The sequence below is a fragment of the Arthrobacter jiangjiafuii genome (genome assembly GCF_018622995.1).
GTDB lineage: Bacteria > Actinomycetota > Actinomycetes > Actinomycetales > Micrococcaceae > Arthrobacter_B > Arthrobacter_B jiangjiafuii.
Window position 1 is genome coordinate 83,383 of the sequence record NZ_CP076022.1, and the last position, 25,118, is coordinate 108,500.

General features: G+C 67.0%; 26 protein-coding genes. 23 read left to right on the forward strand and 3 right to left on the reverse strand.

All coding sequences use genetic code 11. The features are described from left to right. Positions 1 to 70: 70 nt before the first annotated feature. The gene (locus KKR91_RS00405; protein WP_210228190.1) at positions 71 to 700 is read right to left on the reverse strand and encodes a hypothetical protein; all 630 of its coding nucleotides are present in this window, start codon (positions 698 to 700) and stop codon (positions 71 to 73) included. Positions 701 to 987: 287 nt separating this feature from the next. Further along, positions 988 to 1,539, reverse strand: coding sequence for an inorganic diphosphatase (locus KKR91_RS00410; protein WP_237688217.1), 552 nt, complete (start codon positions 1,537 to 1,539; stop codon positions 988 to 990). 231 nt (positions 1,540 to 1,770) lie between these two features. On the opposite strand from KKR91_RS00410, the gene dacB reads away from it, so the two are divergent. The 23 genes from dacB to dhaM all read left to right on the forward strand — a co-directional run bounded on the left by dacB (position 1,771) and on the right by dhaM (position 24,032). Continuing rightward, positions 1,771 to 3,252: a D-alanyl-D-alanine carboxypeptidase/D-alanyl-D-alanine endopeptidase gene (gene dacB, locus KKR91_RS00415; RefSeq protein WP_237687435.1), complete on the forward strand. Its 1,482-nt coding sequence runs from the start codon at positions 1,771 to 1,773 to the stop codon at positions 3,250 to 3,252. 61 nt (positions 3,253 to 3,313) lie between these two features. Beyond that, positions 3,314 to 4,462, forward strand: coding sequence for a zinc-dependent metalloprotease (locus KKR91_RS00420; RefSeq protein ID WP_210227021.1), 1,149 nt, complete (start codon positions 3,314 to 3,316; stop codon positions 4,460 to 4,462). Between the two features lie 12 nt (positions 4,463 to 4,474). After that, the gene (gene tilS, locus KKR91_RS00425; RefSeq protein WP_210227019.1) at positions 4,475 to 5,623 is read left to right on the forward strand and encodes a tRNA lysidine(34) synthetase TilS; all 1,149 of its coding nucleotides are present in this window, start codon (positions 4,475 to 4,477) and stop codon (positions 5,621 to 5,623) included. A gap of 37 nt (positions 5,624 to 5,660) precedes the next feature. Next, entirely contained in the window at positions 5,661 to 6,212 is a 552-nt protein-coding gene (gene hpt, locus KKR91_RS00430) for a hypoxanthine phosphoribosyltransferase (RefSeq protein WP_210227018.1), read from the forward strand. 218 nt (positions 6,213 to 6,430) lie between these two features. Beyond that, positions 6,431 to 8,560: an ATP-dependent zinc metalloprotease FtsH gene (gene ftsH, locus KKR91_RS00435; protein WP_210227017.1), complete on the forward strand. Its 2,130-nt coding sequence runs from the start codon at positions 6,431 to 6,433 to the stop codon at positions 8,558 to 8,560. 85 nt (positions 8,561 to 8,645) lie between these two features. After that, the gene (gene folE, locus KKR91_RS00440) at positions 8,646 to 9,263 is read left to right on the forward strand and encodes a GTP cyclohydrolase I FolE (RefSeq protein WP_237687436.1); all 618 of its coding nucleotides are present in this window, start codon (positions 8,646 to 8,648) and stop codon (positions 9,261 to 9,263) included. A gap of 11 nt (positions 9,264 to 9,274) precedes the next feature. Beyond that, on the forward strand, positions 9,275 to 10,180 hold the full coding sequence (gene folP / locus KKR91_RS00445) for a dihydropteroate synthase (RefSeq protein WP_210227016.1): 906 nt from the start codon (positions 9,275 to 9,277) through the stop codon (positions 10,178 to 10,180). 2 nt (positions 10,181 to 10,182) lie between these two features. Beyond that, the gene (gene folB, locus KKR91_RS00450) at positions 10,183 to 10,581 is read left to right on the forward strand and encodes a dihydroneopterin aldolase (protein WP_210227015.1); all 399 of its coding nucleotides are present in this window, start codon (positions 10,183 to 10,185) and stop codon (positions 10,579 to 10,581) included. Continuing rightward, the gene (gene folK / locus KKR91_RS00455) at positions 10,578 to 11,078 is read left to right on the forward strand and encodes a 2-amino-4-hydroxy-6-hydroxymethyldihydropteridine diphosphokinase (protein ID WP_210227013.1); all 501 of its coding nucleotides are present in this window, start codon (positions 10,578 to 10,580) and stop codon (positions 11,076 to 11,078) included. The genes folB and folK overlap by 4 nt, the downstream gene beginning before the upstream one ends. Before the next feature lie 5 nt (positions 11,079 to 11,083). Next, entirely contained in the window at positions 11,084 to 11,596 is a 513-nt protein-coding gene (locus tag KKR91_RS00460) for a DUF3180 domain-containing protein (RefSeq protein ID WP_210227012.1), read from the forward strand. Continuing rightward, on the forward strand, positions 11,589 to 12,101 hold the full coding sequence (locus KKR91_RS00465) for a PH domain-containing protein (protein ID WP_210227011.1): 513 nt from the start codon (positions 11,589 to 11,591) through the stop codon (positions 12,099 to 12,101). Before KKR91_RS00460 ends, KKR91_RS00465 begins: the two co-directional genes overlap by 8 nt. After that, a complete protein-coding gene (locus tag KKR91_RS00470; RefSeq protein ID WP_210227010.1) occupies positions 12,098 to 13,738 on the forward strand; it encodes a PH domain-containing protein in 1,641 nt (546 codons plus the stop codon). The genes KKR91_RS00465 and KKR91_RS00470 overlap by 4 nt, the downstream gene beginning before the upstream one ends. After that, positions 13,725 to 14,648, forward strand: a complete 924-nt coding sequence (locus KKR91_RS00475; protein ID WP_237686128.1) for a Rossmann-like and DUF2520 domain-containing protein — start codon at positions 13,725 to 13,727, stop codon at positions 14,646 to 14,648. The genes KKR91_RS00470 and KKR91_RS00475 overlap by 14 nt, the downstream gene beginning before the upstream one ends. Next, positions 14,645 to 15,556, forward strand: a complete 912-nt coding sequence (gene panC, locus KKR91_RS00480) for a pantoate--beta-alanine ligase (RefSeq protein ID WP_210227008.1) — start codon at positions 14,645 to 14,647, stop codon at positions 15,554 to 15,556. The genes KKR91_RS00475 and panC overlap by 4 nt, the downstream gene beginning before the upstream one ends. 147 nt (positions 15,557 to 15,703) lie before the next feature. Then, positions 15,704 to 17,158: a lysine--tRNA ligase gene (lysS, locus tag KKR91_RS00485; RefSeq protein ID WP_210228182.1), complete on the forward strand. Its 1,455-nt coding sequence runs from the start codon at positions 15,704 to 15,706 to the stop codon at positions 17,156 to 17,158. A gap of 5 nt (positions 17,159 to 17,163) precedes the next feature. Next, positions 17,164 to 17,346 carry a hypothetical protein gene (locus KKR91_RS00490; RefSeq protein WP_210227006.1) on the forward strand — a complete coding sequence of 61 codons (183 nt, stop codon included), beginning with the start codon at positions 17,164 to 17,166 and terminating at the stop codon, positions 17,344 to 17,346. Between the two features lie 92 nt (positions 17,347 to 17,438). Further along, positions 17,439 to 17,765, forward strand: coding sequence for a histone-like nucleoid-structuring protein Lsr2 (locus KKR91_RS00495; protein ID WP_210227004.1), 327 nt, complete (start codon positions 17,439 to 17,441; stop codon positions 17,763 to 17,765). 117 nt (positions 17,766 to 17,882) lie between these two features. Further along, on the forward strand, positions 17,883 to 20,390 hold the full coding sequence (locus tag KKR91_RS00500) for an ATP-dependent Clp protease ATP-binding subunit (protein WP_210227003.1): 2,508 nt from the start codon (positions 17,883 to 17,885) through the stop codon (positions 20,388 to 20,390). Between the two features lie 183 nt (positions 20,391 to 20,573). Continuing rightward, entirely contained in the window at positions 20,574 to 21,089 is a 516-nt protein-coding gene (locus tag KKR91_RS00505; protein WP_210227002.1) for an amino-acid N-acetyltransferase, read from the forward strand. 180 nt (positions 21,090 to 21,269) lie between these two features. Next, positions 21,270 to 21,446: a CsbD family protein gene (locus KKR91_RS00510; RefSeq protein ID WP_210227001.1), complete on the forward strand. Its 177-nt coding sequence runs from the start codon at positions 21,270 to 21,272 to the stop codon at positions 21,444 to 21,446. Between the two features lie 197 nt (positions 21,447 to 21,643). Continuing rightward, positions 21,644 to 22,642: a dihydroxyacetone kinase subunit DhaK gene (gene dhaK / locus KKR91_RS00515; RefSeq protein WP_210227000.1), complete on the forward strand. Its 999-nt coding sequence runs from the start codon at positions 21,644 to 21,646 to the stop codon at positions 22,640 to 22,642. A 2-nt stretch (positions 22,643 to 22,644) separates the two neighbouring features. Continuing rightward, positions 22,645 to 23,286, forward strand: a complete 642-nt coding sequence (dhaL, locus tag KKR91_RS00520; protein ID WP_210226998.1) for a dihydroxyacetone kinase subunit DhaL — start codon at positions 22,645 to 22,647, stop codon at positions 23,284 to 23,286. Further along, positions 23,283 to 24,032 (forward strand): dihydroxyacetone kinase phosphoryl donor subunit DhaM, encoded by a 750-nt coding sequence (gene dhaM, locus KKR91_RS00525; RefSeq protein WP_210226997.1) that lies wholly within the window; start codon positions 23,283 to 23,285, stop codon positions 24,030 to 24,032. The genes dhaL and dhaM overlap by 4 nt, the downstream gene beginning before the upstream one ends. Before the next feature lie 78 nt (positions 24,033 to 24,110). Here dhaM and KKR91_RS00530 read toward each other — a convergent pair whose 3' ends face one another. Next, on the reverse strand, positions 24,111 to 25,061 hold the full coding sequence (locus KKR91_RS00530) for an HhH-GPD family protein (protein WP_210226996.1): 951 nt from the start codon (positions 25,059 to 25,061) through the stop codon (positions 24,111 to 24,113). Positions 25,062 to 25,118: the final 57 nt, after the last annotated feature.

Below are 25,118 nucleotides of genomic sequence, written 5' to 3' on the forward strand. Positions count from 1 at the left end.
GAACCGGCACTGCCCCCGGTGCCTGCCGAGTCGGGCAGCGTGCTGAGCGCCCCGCGCTTACAGGCCGGAGCTAGTAGGCCAGCGCGGCCGGCGGAAGCGAGGCGGGTCCGCGGCTGAGGCTGAGCAGCCGGGCTGCTGCAGGCCGGGTGTCCCATTCCTCCTGCCAGTGGGACCGGACCACCGCCTTGCTGACCGCCTGGGTGGTGATGCCCAGGAGTTCGGCAACATACTTCTGTTGTCCGCGCGCGCCCGGCGTCATCAGGTCCAGGACCTTCCACTCGGCATCGGTGCGGCTGGCCACGATCTGCCCGAGCAGCCGCAATACGGCCTGCGCCTCGGCCGCAATATCGCCGTCCGGACCGTCCACAGCCAGCGGAATGCGCTCACCCGTTTTCCGGGCCCGGTCCACCGCCCGCCGGGCGTAGACCAGGCCGAAGCCCTCGTTCTCCAAGACCGACGCGGCCAGCGGCGGGCGCAGTTCACCCACGCCGATGCCGACATTCCAGCGGCGCTGCCGCAGGGCAATGAGGGCGGCGTCTACCGCACCGCCGGCGTCATCCAGGACGCCCTGGGCCTCGTCTCCCACCGAGCGCTGGAAAGGCACCACAGCCGGAAGGTGCCGCAGCGAACGGATCAGGTCCGGAACCAGGTCCCCGACCTCGCGGGAGTCCCGCTGATTAATGGTCAGCACGTAATGCATGGCCTCAGCATGCCAGAGCCCCGCGAAATGCAACCGCTTTCGGTTGCGGCGCGCCACGGAAAACTCCTCCCGCATCCGCCGATTGTCGGGTTGGTGCCGGAAAAATCCACGACAAGCGGCGTGAGCCCCACTCTCGACGGCGGGAGGCGGCGTGATCCCGACACTCGATTCCGGTCAGCCGGATGGGGGCTCAGGGTACAAGAAACGACGACGGCGGCCGCCCCGCTCAGGGGGCGGCCGCCGTCGGGCGCTAGCCTGGCCCGCGCAGAGCGGACCGGGAGGAAGTCCTAGTTGTTGTCGGGGTTCGCGTCGACGTCGCGGCCCTGGGGCTCGTCCTCTTCGCTGGCTTCGCCGAGTGCCTTGAAGCGCTCCAGGGAGGCCTTGACCTCGGCCTCGGCGTCTGCGACGCCGGCCCAGTCAGCGGCTTCAACCCACTTGCCCGGCTCCAGGTCCTTGTACTTCGTGAAGAAGTGCTTGATCTCGTCGAGCAGGAAATCGGAGACATCCGAGATGTCCTGGATGTGGTCAAAACGCGGATCCACCGGAACGCAGAGAACCTTGGCGTCTCCGCCGCCGTCGTCAACCATGTTGAACACACCGATCGGGCGGGACTCGACGAGCACGCCCGGCATCAGGTCGAAGTCCTGCAGCATGACCAGCGCGTCCAGGGGATCGCCGTCTTCGCCGAGGGTGTTCTCGAAGTAGCCGTAGTGGGTGGGGTAGGCCATGGACGTGAAGAGGATGCGGTCCAGGCGAAGGCGGTGGGTTTCGTGATCGATTTCGTACTTGACCCGGGATCCCTTGGGGATCTCGATGGTGACGTCGAGTGTGATGGACATGGATACTCCTCTGGCGCAGTGCCGTTCAGGCACCACAAAACGGTTAGCGAACGCGGCGGTTCAAAGAAAAAACGGCGCCGTGAACATAGGCTGGTAAACGCGCCAACAGCCGCAGGAATGTCCGCGTCAATGCGGGCGGCGGCGCCGGTCTAGTCTTAAAGATATATGTCTTGGTCCGTTATCGCTGTCTTGGAGCAGTGAAGGCGGCTAACGGAAAGCAGTGGTGAAGCGATGGGACGGGTGTTTTCCGGCCTCCTGCTGACCCTTGTCCTGGCCGCCCTGGTGGTGCCGCTGGGCCTCTACGCCGGCCCGCCGGTGCTGGCGGCGCTGGCGAACAAGCAGCCGCAGCGGCAGGAGCCGGTGCCCGCCTACCAGCAGGCCCCGCTGCAGCTCGGCGCCGCCGGCCCCGTCTTCCCCGCCCCGGCCGGCCTTTCCGCTCCGCTGCCGGCCGCAGACGAGCTGGCTGCCCTGCTGGACGCAGAACTGATGGTGGCCGGAAGCGGCGAATTCCACGGAACCGTCCTCGACGCACTGACCGGCGAGGTGCTCTATGACCGCGCCGGAACCACTCCCGTGATGCCTGCCTCCAGCCTGAAGATCCTCACCGCTGCAGCAGCGCTGTCCAGTCTCGGGGCCGGGACCCGCTTTGAAACCACGGTCGTCGCCGGCGATGAACCCGGCACTGTGGTGCTCACCGGCGGCGGCGACGTCCTGCTGGGCTCGGGCGCCTCGCAGCCCGAGGAGGTGGTGGGCCACGCCGGCCTGCAGGACCTGGCCGAAGACACTGCAAAAGCCCTGGCCGAAGCCAACTCCGGCGCACCGGAGACGGTCCGGATCCTCGTCGACGACACCCTGTTCACCGGCCCGGCCCTGTCGCCGGCCTGGAACATCGACGACGTGGAGGCAGGGGAAGCTGCAGCGCTGTATCCGCTGGCCATCAACTCGGCGTGGGCAACCGAAGGCATCCAGAACGGGCCCCGGACCGATGACGCGGCGCTGGCTGCCGCCGAGGCTTTCGGGCAGGCGCTGGGCACTGCAGCCGCCGGGTACGGCATCGCGGTCGATCCGGTGATCGAACGCGGAACCGCAGGCGACGGCGCCGAACGCCTGGCGGCCGTGGAATCGGCCACCGTGGGCGAGCAGGTCCGGCAGATGCTGCTGATTTCCGACAACTACCTGGCGGAGGCGCTGGCCCGGATGACCGCCCTGGCCGACGGCGCCGAGGGATCCTATGACGGCGGAACACAGGCCATCCTGTCCGCGGTTTCCGGCTTGGGCGTGGACACGGCTTCGATGGTGCTCGCGGATGCCTCCGGGCTGGGCGCCGGAACCGAAATCAGCGCCCGCCAACTGGCCCGGACCGTGCAGGCGGCACTGACCAGCGAAAACAACGACCTGCGCGGGCTTGCCTCGTCACTGCCGGTTGCCGGCCTCAGCGGAACCCTCAGCAACCGGTTCGACGACACCGGGCTGGAGGACTCCACGGAGGACGCCGACGGCGCACCTGCCGCCCCGGAATCCGCCGCAGGCCTGGTCCGCGCCAAAACCGGAACCCTGCTCGCCGTGACCTCGCTCAGCGGCTTCGTGACCGACGCCGACGGCAGGCTCCTGGCCTTTGCCTTCGTGGCGAACGGCCTGGACGCCAACACCGCGCAGGCCCGCGCCGCGGTGGATGCCGCCGCCGCCGTCCTGGCCGGCTGCGGGTGCCGCTGAGAGGTTCGGCGTTCAGCGAACCCCTCCTCCCAATCAGGCGGCACTGTGGTCTGATGGAGCAATGGAGAGCTATCAGCGCCACCCCGCACCGCCGCCCGCCGCCGAACTGGTGAACTGGGACCTGGCCGCTGGAACTGCGGCCACCCTGGTCTCGGCCGGCCCCAAGATGTCCGGCCGGGAAATCCGTGAAGCCGTGGCGGAGCTGCGTTTCCTGGCCGATGAAGCGGTCACCCACGTGCACCGGATCACCGGCCTGGAAGCCGCCCGCGACCTGCGTGATTCCGAAGTCCTCATCGTGGACCGGGCCTCCTGGGCCAAATCCAATTCCCGGAGTTTCGCCGTCCTGATGAACCCGGCCATTGAGAACCTGGCCCGCACGCACGCGGAAGAGCTGAAAAACGCCAACACCGCCATCAGCGGCACCGTCACGGGCGCCCAGCTCGGCGCGGTCCTGGCCTTCCTCTCCTCCAAGGTTCTGGGGCAGTACGACCCGTTCTCGGCCAAGACACCAGGTGGTCCGGCCGGCGGGCGGCTGCTGCTGGTGGCACCGAACATCATCGCCCTGGAACGGGAACTGAACGTGGTCCCGGCGGACTTCCGGCTCTGGGTCTGCCTGCATGAGCAGACCCACCGGGTGCAGTTCGCGGCGGCTCCCTGGCTGCGCGAACACATGATCGAGCAGATCGGCCTGCTCACCAACGGACTGATGGACAAGGCCCAGACGGTATCCGAGCGGCTGGCCCAGGCGGCCAAGTCGCTGGCCTCCCCGGCCGGCCGCGAGGCGCTGGGAAGCAGGAACGACGACGGCGGCGGCACCCCCAAGCGGCCGCTGGACGTCATGTCCCTGCTGCAGGACCCCGAGGACAAGGAACGGATGTCGCACCTGACGGCCGTGATGTCCCTGCTCGAGGGGCACGCGAACGTGGTGATGGACGCCGTCGATGCCAGCGTTGTCCCCAGCGTGAAGACCATCCGGCAGCGGTTTAATGCCCGCGGCCGGAGCCACGGCTGGCTGGACCGCTTCTTCCGCCAGATCCTGGGCATGGATGCCAAGATGCGCCAGTACAAGGACGGCTCGAAGTTTGTCCGCGCCGTGGTCGACTCCGCCGGCATGCAGGGGTTCAACCGGGTCTGGGAAGGCCCGGAGAATCTCCCCACTGAAGCCGAAATCCACAACCCGTCACTTTGGACCACCCGGATGGGACTGTAACCGCACGTGCACATGCAAGAAACTGAATTTTCCGATCCCAATTCCTCAGGCCGTTCCGCTTCCGGCGCCGGGCGGCCCCGGAAACGGCTGAACCCCACACTGGGCAAGGCCCGCAACCTGCTCCGGGAAGCATTGAACGACGCCGGCCTGGTGCCGCGCGGCACCGCTGACGCTCCTGCACCGCTGCTGCTGGTGGCCTGCAGCGGCGGCCCCGATTCCCTGGCGCTGGCCGCAGCAGCGTCCTTCTTCGCCCGCCGCGGCGACTACCGGGTGGGGGCCGTCGTCGTCGACCATGCCCTGCAGCCGGGTTCCGCCGACGTCGCTGCTGCCGCCGCCGCCAAGCTGAAGAGCATGGGGCTTGATCCGGTCCAGGTCCGCACCGTCACGGTGCCTGCCACCGGGATGGGGCCCGAGGCAGCGGCCCGAACCGTGCGCTACGCGGCGCTCGATGCCGCCATCGAGGAGACCGGAGCCGCCGCTGTGCTGCTCGGCCACACCCTCGATGACCAGGCCGAACAGGTGCTCCTGGGCCTGGCCCGCGGGTCGGGCACCCGCTCGCTGGCCGGCATGCGCCCAGTCCGCGGCAAATACCTGCGCCCGCTGCTGGCCCTGCGCCGCAGCGAGACCGAGGAAATCTGCGAGAGCGAGGCCCTGGACCCCTGGTTTGATCCGACAAACGCGGACCCTGCCTTCGCCCGGTCCCGGGTCCGGGCCGAGGTGCTGCCGTTCCTGGAGGAGAAACTCGGCCCGGGAATCGCCGAGGCACTGTTCCGTTCCTCACGTATCCTCGCGAACGACGCCGACTACCTCGACACCGTCAGCGCCGAAACCTACGCCCGACTGCGCGTGGTGAATGACGCCGGAAGCAGCGCGGCAGCGGGGGATCCGGACACCATCCTGCTGCCCGAGGCAGCACTGCGTGAGCTGGCTCCCGCCGTACGCCAGCGCGTGCTGGCCCTGGCTGCCGTCGAACTCGGCGCCGCCCAGCCCAGCTACGAGCGGCTGCGTTCGGTCGAGGCGCTGCTGCGGCGTGTCGGCTCTGCCGGACCCGTTGAATTGGTGGGCAAGGTCAGCGTCTACCGCCAGGTGCGCACGGACGCCGTTCCCCAAGCCGGCTCCGGCTATGGCAATCTTGTCTTTAGGAAAAAGAGCAGCACCTAAAATTACAGCTGCAACATCTCGTACCCGGGAGCCATTCGTGGATTCACACGACGTCCAGTCAGACCTCAAGCACGTTCTCTACACCAAAGAGCAGATCCAAACGCGGGTTGACGAACTCGCAGCCGAGATTGACCGTGACTACGCCGGACGCGACGTCCTGCTGGTCGGAGTGCTCAAGGGCGCCGTGATGGTGATGGCCGATCTGTCCCGCGCGCTGCACAGCCACGTGACCATGGACTGGATGGCGGTTTCCTCCTACGGTTCCGGCACTCAGTCTTCGGGCGTTGTCCGGATCCTCAAGGACCTGGAAACGGACCTGCTGGGCAAGCATGTGCTGATTGTCGAAGACATCATCGATTCCGGCCTGACCCTGTCGTGGCTGCGTACCAACCTGCAGTCCCGCGGCCCGGCCAGCGTCGAGATCTGCACACTGCTCCGCAAGCCCACCGCAGCGAAGGTCGAAATCGACGTCAAATACGTCGGCTACGACATTCCCAATGAGTTTGTCGTCGGTTACGGCCTCGACTTTGCCGAGAAGTACCGCAACCTTGATTTCATCGGCACCCTGGCTCCGCACGTTTACGAGTAACACCTGCTGATGCAGGACACACCGGACGGCGGCCAGCAGGCCGCCGTCCGGTTCTGTATCCGCGATCAGCATCACTATGGCGAACTACGCCCTGAGGGAACTATCCGCCCATTCGGGACGTGTTCCATTGGGTGACGGTGTATAGCTAGTTGAAGTATATTTCCGCGCAATATCAGCGTTGTTGATCAGGAGGGACGGGGCTTAGGCCCTGACGACGAATGAAATCTAAGAACTTCTTCAAGGGGCCGGGCATTTGGATAGTCCTGGCGCTGGCCCTTCTTGTACTCATTCTTCCCAGCCTTTCCTCGAGCGGGGCTGCCCGGGTGGACACCAGTGTCGGCCTGCAGCTGCTCGAGGACCAGAAGGTGGAGCAGGCCAAAATCTACGACGGCGAACAGCGTGTTGACCTGACGCTGAAGGAGCCGTACAAAGACAGCAGCGGCCAGGACAAGGGCGAGAACGTCCAGTTCTTCTTTGGATCCGCCCGCGGCGAGGACATTGTCGACGCCGTGAACAACTCCGGCGCTGAAGGCTTCACCGACCAGCCGGTGCAGACCAACTGGTTCACCAGCTTCCTGGGCCTGTTCCTGCCGTTCATCATCATCGGCGTGATCTTCTGGTTCCTGATGTCCCGCATGCAGGGCGGCGGATCGCAGGTGATGAAGTTCGGCAAGTCCAAGGCCAAGCTGACCAACAAGGACATGCCGCAGGTTACCTTCGCTGACGTCGCCGGAGCCGACGAGGCTGTGGAGGAACTCCACGAAATCAAGGACTTCCTGCAGGATCCGGCCAAGTTCCAGGCAGTGGGCGCAAAGATCCCCAAGGGCGTGCTGCTCTACGGTCCTCCCGGCACCGGTAAGACCCTGCTGGCGCGTGCCGTGGCCGGCGAGGCCGGCGTGCCGTTCTACTCGATCTCCGGTTCGGACTTCGTCGAGATGTTCGTCGGCGTCGGTGCCTCCCGCGTCCGCGACCTCTTCGAGCAGGCCAAGGCCAACTCCCCGGCCATCATCTTCGTCGACGAGATCGACGCCGTCGGGCGCCACCGCGGTGCCGGCGTCGGCGGCGGCAACGACGAGCGCGAGCAGACGCTGAACCAGCTCCTGGTGGAGATGGACGGCTTCGACGGCAACACGAACGTCATCCTGATTGCCGCCACCAACCGCCCCGACGTGCTGGACCCCGCACTGCTGCGCCCGGGCCGCTTCGACCGCCAGATCGGCGTGGAGGCTCCGGATATGCAGGGCCGCCTGCAGATCCTCAAGGTCCATGCCAAGGGCAAGCCGATGGCCGACGGCGTCGACCTCGAGACCGTGGCCCGCAAGACCCCCGGCTTCACCGGTGCCGACCTGGCCAACGTGCTCAACGAAGCGGCGCTCCTGACCGCGCGCTCCAACGCGCAGCTCATCGACGACCGCGCCCTGGACGAGGCCATTGACCGCGTCATCGCCGGCCCGCAGAAGCGCAGCCGCGTGATGAAGGAACTCGAACGCAAGATCACCGCGTACCACGAGGGCGGCCACGCTCTGGTGGCAGCGGCCCTGCGCAATACCGACCCGGTCACCAAGGTCACCATCCTGCCGCGCGGCCGGGCCCTGGGTTACACCATGGTGCTGCCCCAGGACGATAAGTATTCGGTCACCCGCAACGAGCTGCTCGACCAGCTGGCGTATGCCATGGGCGGGCGGGTTGCCGAGGAGATCGTGTTCCACGACCCGTCCACCGGCGCGTCCAACGACATCGAAAAGGCCACCTCCACGGCCCGGAAGATGGTCACCCAGTACGGCATGAGCGAGCGGATCGGTTCCGTAAAGCTCGGCAGCGGCGGAGGCGAACCGTTCCTGGGCCGCGACATGAGCCAGGAGCGCAACTACTCCGACCAGGTTGCCTACGTGGTGGATGAGGAAGTGCGGCGCCTGCTGGACAACGCGCACGACGAGGCCTACCAGATCCTGACCGAAAACCGGGACGTACTGGACCGCCTGGCCCTGGAGCTGCTCGAACGCGAGACGCTGAACCAGGCCGAGATTGCCGAGGTCTTCCACGATGTGCGCAAGCGGGACGTCCGCGAGGTGTGGCTGTCCAAGCCCACCCGCCAGGTCCACAGCCTGCCGCCGGTCGTCTCCGCGAAGGAACGCCGCGAGGCAGCAGTAAACGGCCAGCCTGATCCTTCCACCGTCGCACCGCAGGACCAGATTGCCGACGCCGACCTGCAGCAGGACTTCGACGTCTCCGGAAACGGCCTGCCGCAGCCCGAGGGCAGCGGAACCGGACATGCGGGCTCCGGCGGCACCGCCGGACGGACCGACGGCACCGACGGCGCCGACGGTATGAAACAGAACGGCAGCTAAAACAAAGCAGCAGCAGATTCCTGATGGCCCGGCACCAAGTGCCGGGCCATCAGGGCGTCCGGGGTGCTCACGGTAGGATCAAGCAGTGACGGATTTCGATGATGAACTGACAGCGGAGGATTGCTCCGTATCCCTGGCCCCAGTGGATCAAGCCCGGATTGAGCACGCCGTCCGGGAGATCCTTCTCGCCATCGGCGAAGACCCGGACCGCGAGGGGCTGCAGGATACCCCCAAGCGGGTGGCCAAATCCTATGCCGAGATCTTTGCCGGCCTGCACCAGAGCCCGGTGGACCTGCTCTCCACCACCTTCTCCATCGAGCATGAAGAGATGGTCCTGGTGAAGGACATTCCGTTCTTTTCCACCTGTGAACACCATCTGGTGCCCTTCCACGGCTCGGCCCACATCGGCTACATCCCGTCCAAGGACGGCAAGGTCACCGGCCTGAGCAAGCTCGCCCGGCTGGTGGATGTCTATGCCCGCCGCCCGCAGGTGCAGGAGCGCCTGACCACCCAAATCGTTGACGCCCTGATGGACAACCTGGACCCCCGCGGTGCCATAGTTGTCATTGAATGCGAACACCTCTGCATGTCGATGCGCGGGGTCCGCAAGCCCGGCGCCAAGACTGTAACCTCTGCGGTGCGCGGTCAGCTCCGCGAAACCGCCACACGCGCTGAGGCCATGAGCCTCATCCTCGGACGTTAGGACCCACACCCATGGATTCACTCGCCGCCGCTCCCGGAACCGGGCCAGCTACCTCTCCGCTGCCGCTTGTGCGCCCCGTCCGGGCGCCGCGCCGGTTTGAAGACCTGCCGTCCGACCGCACCCTTGTGATGGGCATCCTGAACGTCACACCGGATTCCTTCAGCGACGGCGGCCGGTTCGAGCAGGCTGACCAGGCCATCCAGGCCGGGCTGAAAATGCACTACGCCGGCGCCGACATCATCGACGTCGGCGGCGAATCCACCCGCCCCGACTCGGTGCGGGTCAGTGCAGAGGAAGAGCAGCAGCGGATCCTGCCCGTCGTCGAGGCACTGGTCAAGGCCGGCGTTCTGGTCAGCGTGGATACCATGAACGCGTCGACGGCCGAGAAGGCCATTGCGGCCGGTGCCCTGCTCATCAACGACGTCTCCGGCGCCGATGTGGATCCGCAGATGCCCGAACTGATTGCCCGCACCGGCGTGCACTACGTGCTGATGCACAGCCGCGGCGCCGTCCGCAGCAGCGATCCGAACGCGGAATACGGCTCCGTGGTGGACGACGTGGTGGACGAGCTGACCAAGCTCCGCGAGCCCTTCTACGCTGCCGGTGCCTCGGCAGAGCAGATCATCGTCGATCCGGGACTCGGTTTTTCCAAGAACGGCGAGTCGAACTGGGCCCTGCTGCGCGGGATGGACCGCCTGGCCGGGCTGGGCCACCGGGTGCTCATCGGCGCCTCCCGGAAACGGTTCCTCGGTTCGCTGCTGACCACCTCCGGCAAGGCCGCGGCCCCCGACGAGCGCGACGACGCCACGGTGGCCGTCACCGCCCTTGCCGCATTCTCCAACGCCTGGTGCGTCCGGGTGCACAATGTCGGCCCCAACGTCGACGCCGTCAAAACCACCGCGGCCTGGAAGGGATAACCATGGACAGCAGCGGCGCAGCCCCGGGCACGGGTTTACGGGACACCATCACCCTGACCGGCATCACCGCCGAGGGCTTCCACGGCGTCTTTGACCACGAGCGCCGCGACGGCCAACCCTTCGTGGTTGATGTGGTGCTTCACACCGACCTGCAGCCGGCCGGCCTCAGCGACGACCTGACCCAGACCGCGCATTACGGCGAACTCGCCGAGCAGGTGGCAGCCATCATTGCCGGGGAACCCCTGAACCTGATTGAGGCCCTGGCCGAACGTATCGCCGCAGCCGTCCTGTCCGGGTTCCCCCTCATCGGAGCCGTCGACGTGACGGTACACAAACCGCAGGCTCCCATCACTGTTCCCTTCGGCGACGTTGCCGTAACCATTCACCGGGAGCGGCAGTGAATGCCCCGGGCGCGGTGAACGCCATCCTGGCCCTGGGCAGCAACCTTGGTGCGAGCCGGGACACGCTCTCCCGTGCCGTGGCGGAACTGGCAGACCTGCCCGGCGTCCGCCTGCAGGCGGTATCGCCGGTGGTGCGGACCCGCCCGGTCGGCGGCCCGGAGCAGCCGGACTACCTGAACCTCGTTGTCTCGGTGGAGACAGACCTGGACCCGCACGAGCTGCTGGCCCACTGCCAGGCCGTGGAAAACGCGCATCACCGGGAACGCGAGGTGCGCTGGGGCCCGCGGACCCTGGACGTGGACATCATCACCTACGGTGATCTGGTGCTCGACGACGAAACCCTCACCATTCCCCATCCCCGGGCCCATACCCGCGCCTTTGTGCTGCAGCCCTGGGCCTGGATGGATCCAGGTGCCACGCTGAACGGAACGCCCGTCAGCGAGCTCGCAGCCCGGGCCGAGGACCTGCCTGGACTGGAAATCTTCGAGGGAGACTGAGCGGCGTGGGGAACATCCGATACCGCTGGCTGGCGCTCATCGCCGTCGCCGCCGGCGTGGCCGGCTGGCTGGTGAACGACTGGGCCACCCGCAATTCCCTGCCCGCGCCGGCGCTCAGTGTGTACGGGTTGCTGACCGTCCTGGTCATCGCGGGCACCACCTTGTTCCTGGGCCTGCGGGTACGGCGCTGGCAGCAGGGAAACCGGGACCGCGAGCTGGACCCGATTGCAGCGGCCCGCACCCTGGTCCTGGCCCAGGCCAACGCCTACGCCGGCGCCCTGCTGCTGGGCTGGCACGCCGGGATCTTCCTCGACCAGCTGCCGCTCTGGGCGCTTCGCCCGGGCCACACCGCCACCTGGGCTGCCCTGGCCATGATCGCCGGAGGAGTCCTCATGATCTCCATCGGCCTGCTGGTCCAGCGGTTCTGCCGGCTGCCGCCGGATGACTTCAATGGGAACGGCGGCAACACCGGCGGCCCGAACAGCGCCCGCGAACCGGGAGACGGAGAATATGCCTAGCGAAGCGATCGACCCGGCCGGGATCAGCTGGGAGCACGTCTCACCCAAGTACCTCACCGTCCGCCTCATCGGCTGGGCCGTCGAAGCGCTGGTCACCGTGGCCCTGGCCAGCATTGTGCTGATCCTGAAGTCCACGGGCGTCTGGGCCTCGGCACCGGGGTGGCTGGCCTGGGGGCTGCCCGCCGTCGTCGCCGTCGCCTACCTCTGGCGCGGAGCGTTGCTGCCGCGGCAGATCCGCGCACTCTGCTACGCCGAACGCAACGAGGATTTCCTGCTGCGCCGGGGCATCTTCTTCCAACGCACGCTGGTGGTCCCGTACGGCCGCATGCAGTACGTGGACGTGACCGTGGGGCCGCTGGAGCGTGCCTTCGGCCTGTGCTCGCTGAAACTGCACACCGCCGCACCCGGCACCAACGCGGCCCTGCCCGGCCTGCCGGCAGCCGAGGGCGCCCGCCTGCGCGAGCACCTCTCCGAGCGCGGCGAAACGCAGCTGGCCGGGTTGTGAGCACCCCGAACAGCGGGGACTGGGCCCGCGTCCACCCTGTCTCACCCCTGGTTCGCGGCTGGATCGCGCTTGCTGCCATCACCTATGTGGTCGGGCGGAACTGGGTGGAGGAGGTCATTGGGCCGCGCGACGACGACCGCGGACCCTCCTCCGGCGCGGACGGCACCACCCTGCTCATCGCAGTTGCTGTCCTGATCGCCGTGCTCTTGGTCATTGGCTTCAGCTTTTTCCTGTCCTGGTGGTTCACCCGCTACCAGGTAACCGAGCACCACGTGCGGGTCCACTCCGGAGTGGTGTTCCGCCAGCAGCGCCAGGCACGGCTGGACCGGGTCCAGGCCATCGACATAGTCCAGCCGCTGCTGGCCCGGCTTTTCGGGTTGGCGGAACTGCGTTTCGAAGTGGCCGATGCAGGAGAGTCAGCCGTGCGGCTGGCGTTCCTGAAGCTGGACGATGCCCACCGGCTCCGGGCCACCATTCTTGAGCGCGCCTCCGGCGCTGCCCCTGCAGTTCCCGGGCCGGCGGACGCGACCGCCGATGGGCAGCCGGGGGACTCCGGAGACTCGGCAGGCAGAGCCGGAACTGCGTCTGGAGCCGCCGGGAACCGCGGACCGGGTTTCACTGAAGCTCCGGAAACCCCGGTGCTTGAACTCTCCGCCGGACGCGTCATCGCGGCGACCCTGCTCTCAGGCACCACGCTGTTCCTGCTGGCCGGAATCGCCGGGGTCCTGATCCTGACCGCCGCCACCGGCGAGGCCGTCAGTCTCGCCGTGCTGCTGCCGGTGCTGTTCGGCACGGCCGGCGGTTACTGGAACGAGTTCTCCACTGCCTTCAACTTCCGCGCCTCCGTCTCCCGGGATGGTATCCGGGTGCGCTACGGGCTGCTGGATACGCGCGCCCAGACCGTTCCGCCCGGCCGGGTACAGGCCGTCTCCGTGACCCAACCGCCGCTCTGGCGGCTCACCGGCTGGTACCGGGTCTCGGTCAACGTGGCCGGATACGGCGCCACTGCCACTTCCGAGGGGCAGGCCCGGACCAAGCTGCTGCCGGCCGGCACGCTGCCGGAAGTCTTCGCCGTGCTTGCCCTGGTGCTGCCCGAGCCAGGCACCGACCGCCCGCAGGAGATCTTCACCGCCGGCATTACCGGCAGGGATGACGCCGGCGGGTTCACCACCACGCCGCGCCGCGCCCGGGCCATCGCGCCCCTGGCCTGGCGCCGCAACGGTTTCGCCCTCACTGACACCGCCCTGCTGATCCGCAGCGGAGCACTCTGGCGGGTACTGTCCGTGGTGCCGCACGAACGGACCCAGTCCATGGCCCTGGTCCAGGGCCCGCTGCGCCGCCGCTTCGACACCGCCGACCTCGTGCTGCACTCCACCCCGGGGCCGGTTGCCCCGCGTGTACGCAAAATCGATGCCCCGGCCGCGCGCGCGTTGTTCGAAGAACAGGCGGCCCGGGCCCGTGAAGCCCGCCGCCGGGACCGGACCGGGCGCTGGGCACACCCGGGCGGCTCCTCCGCCGCACCGGATGGCGCTGCTGCACCTTTGGCACCTGCTCCAGGGACGCCACCGGCAGCACCGACATTACTGACACCACCGACAGACCAGGTTTCCAAGGAGTTCCCCCATGAACAGCGCTGAGATGAGCACCGCAGAGAAACGGCGCCGGGGCCGGCTCGGCATCGGCGTCATCGGCGCCGGCCGGGTGGGCGCGGTGCTCGGCGCCGCCCTGCGCGCGGCAGAACACGCCGTCGTCGGCGTCTCAGCCGTCAGCGAGGAAAGCCGGGAGCGCGCCGGGAACCTGCTGCCCGGCGTGCCCATCCTGGAAATCCCCGACATTATCGAGCGCTCCGAACTGGTGCTGCTCGCCGTGCCCGACGACGCCCTGGGCCCGCTGGTCGCCGGGTTGGCGGCCACCAACGCCTGGCAGCCCGGGCAGCTCGTGGCGCATACCTCCGGGCGGTTCGGCACCGACATCCTGGAACCGGCCCGGCGCGCCGGCGCCATCCCGCTGGCCCTGCATCCGGCCATGACCTTCACCGGAATGAGCCTGGACCTCACCCGGCTTGCCGACTGTTCCTTCGGCGTCACTGCACCCACCGCCGTGCTGCCCATCGCCCAGGCCCTGGTGGTGGAGATGGGTGCCGAACCGGTGGTCATCGACGAGTCGGACCGGGTCAACTACCACCTGGCCCTGGCCCATGCTTCGAACCACCTGGTCACGATCACGGCCCAGTCCACGCAACTGCTCAAGGACATCGGCGTGGAACACCCCGAACACCTGCTGGGACCGTTGATGCGGGCCTCGCTGGAGAATGCGCTGGCCTCCGGCGAGCATGCGCTGACCGGTCCGGTGGCCCGCGGAGACGCCGGAACGGTAGCGGCGCACCTGCAGGAAATGGCTGCCCAGGACAGCGCCGGCCTGGCGGAAACCTACCGCGCCTTGTCGCTGGCCACTGCGCGCCGGGCCATCGACCGCGGCCTGCTCAGCGAGGCCCGCGGCCAGGCCGTCATCGACGCCCTGGCCATGGACGCCGAAGGACCGCGGTGAGCGCTCCCCGGGTGCTGCGGACCGCAGCAGGGCTTTCCGAGGCCATCACCGACGCCCTCGCCGCAAAGGCTGCGGGCGGCACCGGGGACCCGGCGCCCAGCCTGGGCCTGGTACCCACCATGGGCGCACTCCACCAGGGACACCGGGCGCTCGTGGACGCGGCCCGGGCAGCGAACGACGTCGTCGTCGCCTCCGTGTTCGTCAATCCGCTGCAGTTCAACGATCCCGAGGACCTGCACCGGTATCCACGCACCCTGGAAGCGGACCTGAAGCTGCTCGGGGACGCCGGGGCGGACCTGGTCTTCGCTCCGTCGGAGGCCGAGGTCTACCCCGACGGCCCGCCGCTGGTCCGGATTCATTCCGGTGAGCTCGGCTCCCGCTACGAGGGCCGGTTCCGGCCCGGACACTTTGACGGCGTGCTGACCGTGGTGGCCAAACTGCTGCACTACGCCCAGCCCACCCTGCCGGCCCGGTACCGTGCCTACTTCGGGCAGAAAGACGCCCAGCAGCTGGCACTGATCCGCAGGATGGTCATGGACCTGGACTTCCGGGCCGAGATCGTGGGCGTTCCGGTGGTGCGCGGCACTGACGGGCTGGCCGAATCCAGCCGCAACGTGTTCCTGGACGCGGAGCACCGCCGTGCCGCCACCGTGCTGCCGCAGGCCCTGTTCGCCCTTCAGGACCAGGCGCGCGCGGGAGTGCCGCTGGACCTGGCCGCCGCCGTCGCGCGGGTTCAGGCCGAGCCACACGTGGACCTTGACTACTTCGACATCGTGGATCCGCAGACATTGCAGCCGCTGGTTATGGACGGCCAGCCCCTGCGCCGGCCTGCGCTGGCCCTCTTGGCGGCCCGCGTGGGGCCGGTGCGGCTGATCGATAACCTGCCGCTGGATCCGGCCGCCGGCTGACCTGCCCAACGCCGTAGCCCAGCGGCCTGTGCGCAAGCCGCGAACCTGCTGGGGCTTTGCCGTAAGCCCATCCCGCCGCGCTCTGTAAACTTAAGTACCGTGACCACATCTAACTCCGTACCCGAAGCAGCCGACACCTCCGAGCAGATGCGCATCCGCGCCGAAAAGCGGGCCCGCCTCATCGCCCGGGGCGAGGAAGCCTACCCGGTGGGCGTGGAGCGCACCCACTCGCTGAAGGAAATCCGCGAGAAGTTCGGACACCTGCAGGCGGATGAGACCAGCGGGGAGACCGTAGGCGTCACCGGCCGCGTTGTCTTTGTGCGCAACACCGGCAAGCTGTGCTTCGCCACCCTCCAGGAAGGCAACGGAACCCGGGTGCAGGCAATGCTCAGCCTGGCCGTCGTCGGTGAGGAGTCACTGGCGGACTGGAAAGCCCTTGTCGACCTCGGCGACCACGTTTTCATCCGCGGCGAAGTCATTTCCTCCCGCCGGGGGGAACTGTCGGTCATGGCCGACTCCTGGTCCATGGCTTCCAAGGCCCTGCGCCCGCTGCCCGTGCTGCACGCCGGCCTCAGCGAAGAGACCAGGGTGCGGCAGCGTTACGTGGACCTGATGGTCCGCGACGAAGCCCGCGAGATGGTCTACAAGCGGGCAGCCATTATCCGCGGCGTCCGCGACACCCTGCACAGCCACGGTTATGTGGAGGTGGAAACCCCGATCCTGCAGCTGATCCACGGCGGCGCTGCGGCCCGTCCGTTCGAGACGCACCTGAATGCCTTTGACCAGAAAATGACCCTGCGTATCGCCACCGAGCTATACCTCAAGCGCGCGGTAGTGGGCGGCATCGAGCGGGTCTTTGAACTGGGACGTATTTTCCGCAACGAGGGCGTCGACTCGTCGCACAGCCCGGAATTCACCACGCTGGAATGCTACGAGGCGTATGCCGACCAGTTCGTCATGGCCGACCGGATGAAGGAAATCATCCTGCATTGCGCTGACCTGGTGGGAAGCCGCCAGATCGAAACCGAGGCCGGCACCATCAACCTCGACGGGGAATGGAAATGGCTTTCCGTCTACCCGGGACTCTCTGAAGCGGTCGGAACGGAAATTACCCCGGACACCGACCGCGCCACCCTTGCGGCCATTGCCGAAAAGCACCAGGTCAAGGTCGATCCGAAATGGGACGCCGAGAAACTGGTCGTTGAGCTGTTCGGTGAAATCGTTGAACCGACGCTGATCCAGCCCACCTTCGTTTATGACTATCCGCCCTCTGCCCAGCCGCTGGCCCGCCAGAACCGGAACGATCCGCGCCTCATCGAGGCCTGGGACCTGATTATCGGCGGGATGGAACGTGGAACCGCCTTCTCGGAACTTATTGATCCGGTCATCCAGCGTGAACGGCTGACCGAGCAGTCGCTCCGTGCCGCCGGCGGCGATGAGGAGGCAATGGCCCTTGACGAGGACTTCCTGCGTGCCCTTGAATATGGTGCACCCCCCATGGGTGGCATTGGCTTGGGCATTGACCGCTTGGTGATGCTCTTCACGAACACAGGCGTCCGGGAAACGATTTTGTTCCCCCTGCTAAAGCCGGAAATGGGTTAGGCACCATGGAATACATTGAAGTACTGCTGCCGTCAATATGTGTTGGAGCTCTCTTTTATTTTGTGATGAAGTCCCTGCTGAATGTCGACCGCTCGGAGCGGAAGGCACTTGCTGAAGCGGAGCGCGAAGCTGATCTTGCTGCCGACCGTGAAGCCGGCAGGGAAGCTTCCGAAAAAGAAAGTAATTAATTACCTGCGTACGCTTTGACGGACCATTCATATTTGCGTCATACTTCTAGTAGTTTGATTCTTGTTTTCCGTTAACTGCTTAGGAGCCTGTCGTGGCGCAAAAAGTAAACATCATTCTGGTCGACGACCTCGATGCTGGAAGTGCAGATGAGACTGTCCGTTTCGGCCTGGATGGATCGCAGTTCGAGATCGATCTGTCGACCGACAACGCAAAAAACCTCCGTGCGGCGCTGAAGCCCTACGTGGATGCCGGCCGCAAGGTAGGCGGCCGTGCGGGCCGTCCCCGCAGCGCAGGCGCCACCCGCAGCAATGAAGCAGCACAGATCCGCGAGTGGGCCCGGAACAACGGTTACACCGTTTCGGAGCGTGGACGCGTGAACAGCGAGATCATCGACGCGTACCGGGCAGCCCAGGCCTAGGGCAGGCCCCCGGGCCGGTTGCATTTGGGGCCGGGGTTCACGCCTACGGCGAACATGCTCCTTAAGCATGCGCGGGACACGTAGCATCGAAATACGCGTTAGCTAGGAGTGTGCCTCATGTTTGAAAGATTTACCGACCGTGCCCGTCGCGTTGTCGTGCTTGCCCAAGAAGAGGCTCGCATGCTCAACCACAACTACATCGGCACCGAGCACATCCTGCTCGGGCTCATTCATGAGGGTGAAGGCGTCGCAGCTAAGGCCCTTGAATCGCTGAGCATCTCGCTCGGTGCCGTGCGCGAGCAGGTGCAGGAGATCATCGGCCAGGGCCAGCAGGCCCCGTCCGGTCACATCCCCTTCACGCCCCGCGCCAAGAAGGTCCTGGAACTCTCGCTTCGGGAAGCACTGCAGCTCGGCCATAACTACATTGGCACCGAGCACATCCTGCTCGGCCTGATCCGCGAGGGTGAAGGCGTTGCTGCCCAGGTGCTGGTCAAGCTCGGCGCAGACCTGAACAGGGTCCGCCAGCAGGTCATCCAGCTGCTTTCCGGCTACCAGGGCAAGGAGCCCGTCACGTCGGGTGGCCAGCAGCAGGAAGGCCAGCCGGCAGGCTCGGTGGTCCTGGATCAGTTTGGCCGCAACCTGACCCAGGCTGCACGTGAATCCAAGCTCGACCCTGTCATTGGGCGCGAGCACGAGATGGAACGGGTCATGCAGGTCCTGTCCCGCCGCACCAAGAACAACCCTGTTCTGATCGGTGAGCCCGGCGTCGGCAAGACGGCAGTCGTTGAGGGCCTGGCCCAGGCCATCGTCCGCGGCGACGTCCCCGAGACCATCCGTGACAAGCAGCTCTACACCCTGGACCTCGGCTCGCTCGTGGCCGGTTCCCGGTACCGCGGTGACTTTGAGGAACGCCTGAAGAAGGTCCTCAAGGAAATCCGCACCCGCGGCGACATCATCCTCTTCATCGACGAGATCCACACGCTGGTGGGCGCCGGTGCCGCCGAAGGTGCCATCGACGCAGCCTCGATCCTGAAGCCGATGCTGGCCCGCGGTGAACTGCAGACCATCGGTGCCACCACGCTGGACGAGTACCGCAAGCACATCGAGAAGGACGCCGCCCTCGAGCGCCGTTTCCAGCCGATCCAGGTCAAGGAACCTTCCGTTGCGCACTCCATTGAGATCCTGAAGGGCCTGCGGGACCGCTACGAAGCGCACCACCGCGTTTCCATCACGGATGCCGCACTCGCGTCGGCTGCCACGCTGGCCGAGCGCTACATCAGTGACCGGTTCCTGCCTGACAAGGCGATCGACCTGATCGATGAGGCCGGTGCCCGGCTGCGGATCCGGCGCATGACTGCGCCGCCGGAGCTCAAGGAAATCGACGAGCGGATCTCCGCGCTGAAGCTGGAAAAGGAATCGGCCATCGATTCCCAGGACTTCGAAGGCGCCGCAAACCTGCGGGACAAGGAGCAGAAGCTCCATGACCAGCGGGCCGAGAAGGAGCGCCAGTGGAAGTCCGGCGGACTGGACGACATCGCCGAGGTGGATGAGGAACTCATCGCCGAGGTGCTTGCCAACTCCACCGGCATCCCCGTGGTCAAGCTCAACGAGGAAGAGTCCACGCGCCTGCTCAAGATGGAAGACGAGCTGCACAAGCGCGTCATCGGTCAGGACCAGGCGATCAAGTCCATCTCGCAGGCCATGCGCCGCACGCGGGCCGGGCTGAAGGACCCCAAGCGTCCGGGCGGTTCCTTTATCTTCGCCGGCCCCACCGGTGTGGGTAAGACGGAGCTTGCCAAGGCACTGGCGGAATTCCTCTTCGGCGACGAAGACGCACTGATCACCCTGGATATGTCCGAGTACTCCGAGAAGCACACGGTTTCCCGGCTCTTCGGTGCCCCTCCGGGCTACGTTGGCTACGAGGAAGGCGGGCAGCTGACCGAGAAGGTCCGCCGCCGTCCGTTCTCCGTGGTGCTGTTCGACGAGGTGGAGAAGGCCCACGCGGACCTCTTCAACTCGCTGCTGCAGATCCTCGAAGACGGCCGCCTGACGGACAGCCAGGGTCGGGTGGTGGACTTCAAGAACACCATCATCATCATGACGACCAACCTCGGAACCCGGGACATCTCCAAGAGCGTGTCCACCGGTTTCCAGTCCGGTACGGATACGAAGACCGGCTACGACCGCATGCGGGCCAGGGTCACGGAGGAGCTGCGCCAGCACTTCCGCCCCGAGTTCCTCAACCGTGTTGATGACACGGTGGTCTTCCCGCAGCTGACGCAGGACGAGATCGTCCAGATCGTTGACCTGTTCCTGGAACGCCTGGGCAAGCGCCTGGCGGACAAGGGCATGACCATCGAGCTGACCCCGGCGGCCAAGGTCCTGCTGGCCACCCGCGGCTACGATCCCGCTATGGGTGCCCGGCCGCTGCGCCGGACCATCCAGCGCGAGATCGAGGACCAGCTGTCGGAAAAGATCCTCTTCGGGGATCTGAAGCCCGGCGAGCTGGTGTCCGTTGACGTGGAGGGCGAAGGCGACGACGCCACGTTCACGTTCATCGGCCACGGTGCGCCCAAGGCCATCGAGGAAGCCCCGTCGGCAATCGAAGCCGGCGTCGGCGACTAACAGCCGAAGTTCCAGCGGTACCTGAAAGACCCGGGAGGCTTACGCCTTCCGGGTCTTTCGTTTTTCCTGGCTTGTTACCCGAAGCGTTGAACACCTCCTGCTGCTCTTCCCGCGGCCGGGTTCCGGCCCGGCAGCAGAGCGCAGGTTTGTGTCGGGGGCAGGGGGCGGTCCTAGACTGAACCGGTGACTTCCACCACTGCCATTACCGTCCGCCGCGCCCGCACTACTGACGTTCCGCACATCCGCAGGCTGGTGGCGCCGCTGGCCGAGGAGCGGATCCTGGTCGCCAAGGAGGCCGTGGCCTATTACGAGGGGCTGCAGGAGTTCCGGATCGCTGAGGGGCCCGACGGCGAAGTGGTGGGCTGCGGAGCGCTGCACGTGATGTGGGAAGACCTGGCCGAGGTCCGGACCCTGGCGACGGACGGCACCTGGCGTGGCCGCGGCGTCGGGCATTTACTGCTTCGGGCCCTGCTGGCGGATGCCGCAGAGATCGGTGTGCGGCGGGTTTTCTGCCTCACCTTTGAGGTGGACTTCTTCCGGCGTCACGGTTTCGAGGTGATGGCCAACCAGTCGGCGGTTGATCCGGAGGTCTATTCCGAGTTGCTGCGCTCCCACGATGAGGGCGTCGCGGAGTTCCTGGACCTCGCCCGGGTCAAACCCAATACGCTGGGAAATACCCGGATGATCCGTTCCCTTTGAGGTTCGGACGGCCCGGAATCCCCGATCGCGGTGTTCGCGAACAGAGTAACGGCCCGTGTCTGCTGGCTTTGTCCAGCCAAGCCTGGATATGGTCAGGTTACTTAGCATCAACACGGGATCCGGAACCGGCCGCAGTTTCAAGGCCGGGGTCCGGGCCATGATCAGAAAGCGGGATCCGTAATGGGCGCAGACGACAAGGTGCAGAATTCAGCCGAGAAGCTTGGCGGCAAGGTCAAGGAAGGCCTGGGCAAGGCAACCGGCAACGAGAGCATGGAAGCCGAGGGCCACAGCGACCAGGCCAAGGGCAGCGCCAAGCAGGCCGGCGAGAACATCAAGGACGCCTTCAAGGGCAAGTAGTCCGCAGAAGTACTGCAACGGGAGGGGCATTGGCCCCTCCCGTTCCTGTTTAACCCTCCGCTTCAAGTAGGCACGGTGCCGTTCCCGCCCCTGTCCAGCAGCGCGTTACGGGGGTAGGGTCGAGAGCATCTCAGAGACACTTCCCGGACGGGCCGGTGCTGCGTCCCGGGCCTCTTCACCGAAGGAGCTGCTCGAGCATGAAGAAACTCATTAATGATCCGCGCCGGGTCGTTACCGAATCCCTTGCCGGGTTCGGCATGGCGCATCACGATCTGGTCCGGGTCCACTTCGACCCCGACTTCGTGGTCCGCAGGGAACCTGCACGGAACAAGGTCGGCCTGGTGTCCGGCGGAGGCAGCGGCCACGAACCGCTGCACAGCGGGTACGTGGGCAGCGGGATGCTGGATGCCGCCGTTCCCGGTGCGGTCTTCACCTCGCCGACACCGGACCAGATCCTGCCGGCAATCACCGCAGCGGACAGCGGCGCCGGCGTCCTGCTGATCGTCAAGAACTACACCGGCGACATCCTGAACTTTGAAACAGCGGCAGAGCTGGCCCAGGTCGAGGGCATCAACGTCGCCACCGTGGTGGTTAACGACGACGTCGCCGTGGAGGACTCGCTGTATACGGCCGGACGGCGCGGGGTGGCCGGCACGGTGCTGATGGAGCGCATAGCCGGCGGCGCTGCGGAGCGCGGCGGATCGCTGGAGCAGGTGGCAGCGGTAGCGGAACGGGTCAATGCCAATGTCCGTTCCATGGGTGTGGCCCTGGCCCCGTGCACCGTGCCGCACGCCGGGGAACCCAGCTTCACGCTGGCCGACAATGAAATTGAACTGGGGGTCGGCATCCACGGTGAACCGGGTAGACACCGGATGCCGATGGCGGATGCGGACAGCATCACCGACCAACTGCTGGATCCCGTGCTCACCGATCTCGGGGTGGCATCGGGCGAACCCGTGCTGCTGTTCGTCAACGGCATGGGCGGCACCCCGCTGAGCGAGCTGTATATCGTCTACCGCAGGGCCGCGGAGCAGTTGGCCCAACGCGGCATCCGCGTGCAGCGGTCGCTGGTAGGCAACTACATCACGGCCCTGGACATGCAGGGAGCCTCGATCACCGTGCTGCGGCTGGACGAGGAACTCACCGAGCTGTGGGATTCACCGGTGCTGACCCCGGCCATGCGATGGGGGATGTGAGGATGGCACTGAATGCAGCATGGGCTGAGAGCTGGATGCGGGCCAGTGCCGCTGACATGGCGGAGAACCGGCAGCGGCTGATCGATCTGGACCGGGACATCGGCGATGCCGACCACGGGGAAAACATGGACCGGGGTTTTTCCGCCGTGGTTCAAAAACTCGATGCCGACGGCACGCCCGCCACTCCGGGTGACGTGTTCAAGCTCGCGGCGATGACGCTGATGTCGAAGGTGGGTGGGGCGGCCGGCCCGCTGTACGGCACCGCCTTCCTGCGGGCATCCACCGCAGCTGGCGGCAGCGCCGAGCTGGACGCGGGCGCCGTCGTTGCCGTTTTGGCCGCGGCCCGGGACGGTATCGTGGCCCGCGGCAAGGCAGAACCGGGAGACAAGACGATGGTGGATGCCTGGACACCCGCGGTGGAAGCGGCGCAAACGGCATCGGACGCCCACGCCGCTCCGGCTGAGGTCCTGGCGGCCGCAGCGAACGCCGCCGCGGCGGGCCTGGCCGGCACCGAACCCTTGATCGCCCGCAAGGGCCGCGCAAGCTATCTGGGGGAGCGGAGCGCGGGGCACCTGGATCCCGGAGCGGCGTCCACCGCCCTGATCCTGCAGGCGGCCGCCCGGACAGCGGAAGAGGCCGCATGAGCGTTGGACTTGTCATCGTCTCCCACAGCGAAAAGCTCGCCGAGGGCGTGCGTGAACTGGCCGAACAAATGGCGCGGGATGTGAAAATCAGTGTCGCCGGAGGAACCGATGACGGCGGCATCGGGACCAGCCTGGAGAAGATCTCCGCCGGCATCGCAGCAGCGGATAGCGGGGAAGGGGCAGTGCTGCTGGCCGATCTGGGATCCGCCGTCATGACCGCCGAAACGGCACTCGAGTTCCTGGACGACGAGCAGCGTGCCCGGGTGCGCCTGGCCGATGCGCCGCTGGTGGAAGGAACCGTCGCGGCTGCCGTGGCCGCGCAGAGCGGCCGCGCGCTGGCCGCAGTGGTGCAGGAGGCGGAGGCCGCCGGGGGAATACCGGCCCGGGCCGGCGGACCTGCATCCGAGGGGGCCGGCGCCGAAACCGGCACCGCCGGGACGGAAACCGCTGCCGCGCTGGACGACGACGATCTGGACCCAAGCGGCGAGGGCGTGCACAGCGGATCGTGGGAGCTCATCAACCCGGCCGGACTGCATGCCCGCCCCGCCGCAGCGGTCGCCCAGGCCATGTCGGACCTGGATGCGGAGGTGCGTATCAACGGTGTGGACGCCAAGTCGGTGATGATGCTGATGACGCTGGGGTTGGGCCAGGGACAAACCCTGACCCTGACGGCAAAGGGCCCCGACGCCGCCCGGGCCGTGGAGATGATGGCCCTGGAAGTACGGAACGGGTTCGGGGAGATTTAGCCCCGATCCGCTCGGCAGGCGCCCGGCCCGGTATCCGGGCCAGCGCCATGCTGCCGGGCTGGTGCACTTGAGCCGGGGCTAGCCCGGAAGCTGCAGGCCGCCGTCGTGCTCTTCGGCCAGCTTGTCCGCGAGCAGTCCCGCAACAGCACGGGCGAGTTGTTCTGCGGGAACCTTCAGCGCATGCAGCTTGGCCAGGGGTGCCGGGATGGGGTCAGCCGGGGGTGCAGCGAGGTCCGCCGGGCCGATCAGCGCGTGTCGTTGCACCGGTGTCCGGGCCTGCCGCAGCACGGCCATTATGGCGCCCCGGACCTGGCGGTCCGTCCCTGCCCACGCCTGCCCCTTGGGAACATAGTCCGGAGCCGGCTTTCCCGCCGCCACCCAGGCGCAGTGCCGGCGCACCGGACACACCTCGCACTTCGGGCTCCGCGCGGTGCAGACCAGGGCTCCCAGTTCCATGACGGAGGCATTCCAGGCGACCGAGGCGGCATCGTCCCGCGGCAGCAGTGCCACGGCCAGCCGCATTTCAGCGGCGGTCAGTGCAGGGGCGGGCAGCGCCTTGCCGGTCAGGGCACGGGCATGGACCCGGCGGATGTTGGTGTCCACCACCGTTTCCCGCTGGCCGAAGGCAAAGGAGGCCACGGCAGCCGCGGTGTACGTCCCCACACCCGGAAGGCTCAGGAGTTCGGCGGCGGTTTCCGGAACACGGCCGGCGAAGTCGGCCGTCATGGCGGTGGCAGCGGCGTGCAGGCGCAGGGCGCGGCGCGGATAGCCCAGGCGGTCCCAGGCGCGTACCGCTTCACCGCTTGACTCGGCTGCCAATGCGGCGGGGGTGGGCCAGCGCTGCATCCATAGCTCCCAGACCGGCAGGACGCGGACAACCGGAGTCTGCTGGAGCATGATTTCGCTGACAAAGATGCCCCAGGGGCTGCAGTCGGGCTTCCGCCACGGCAGGTCGCGGGAATTGGCAGTGAACCAGCTGATGATCTCCGTGTGCAGCTGCTCCGCCGCCTGCTGCGGGCCCGGTTCCATGCCTTCTCCCTCGGTTATGACCAGCAATACTCTACTAACCGGCGTGGTGCGGCACGT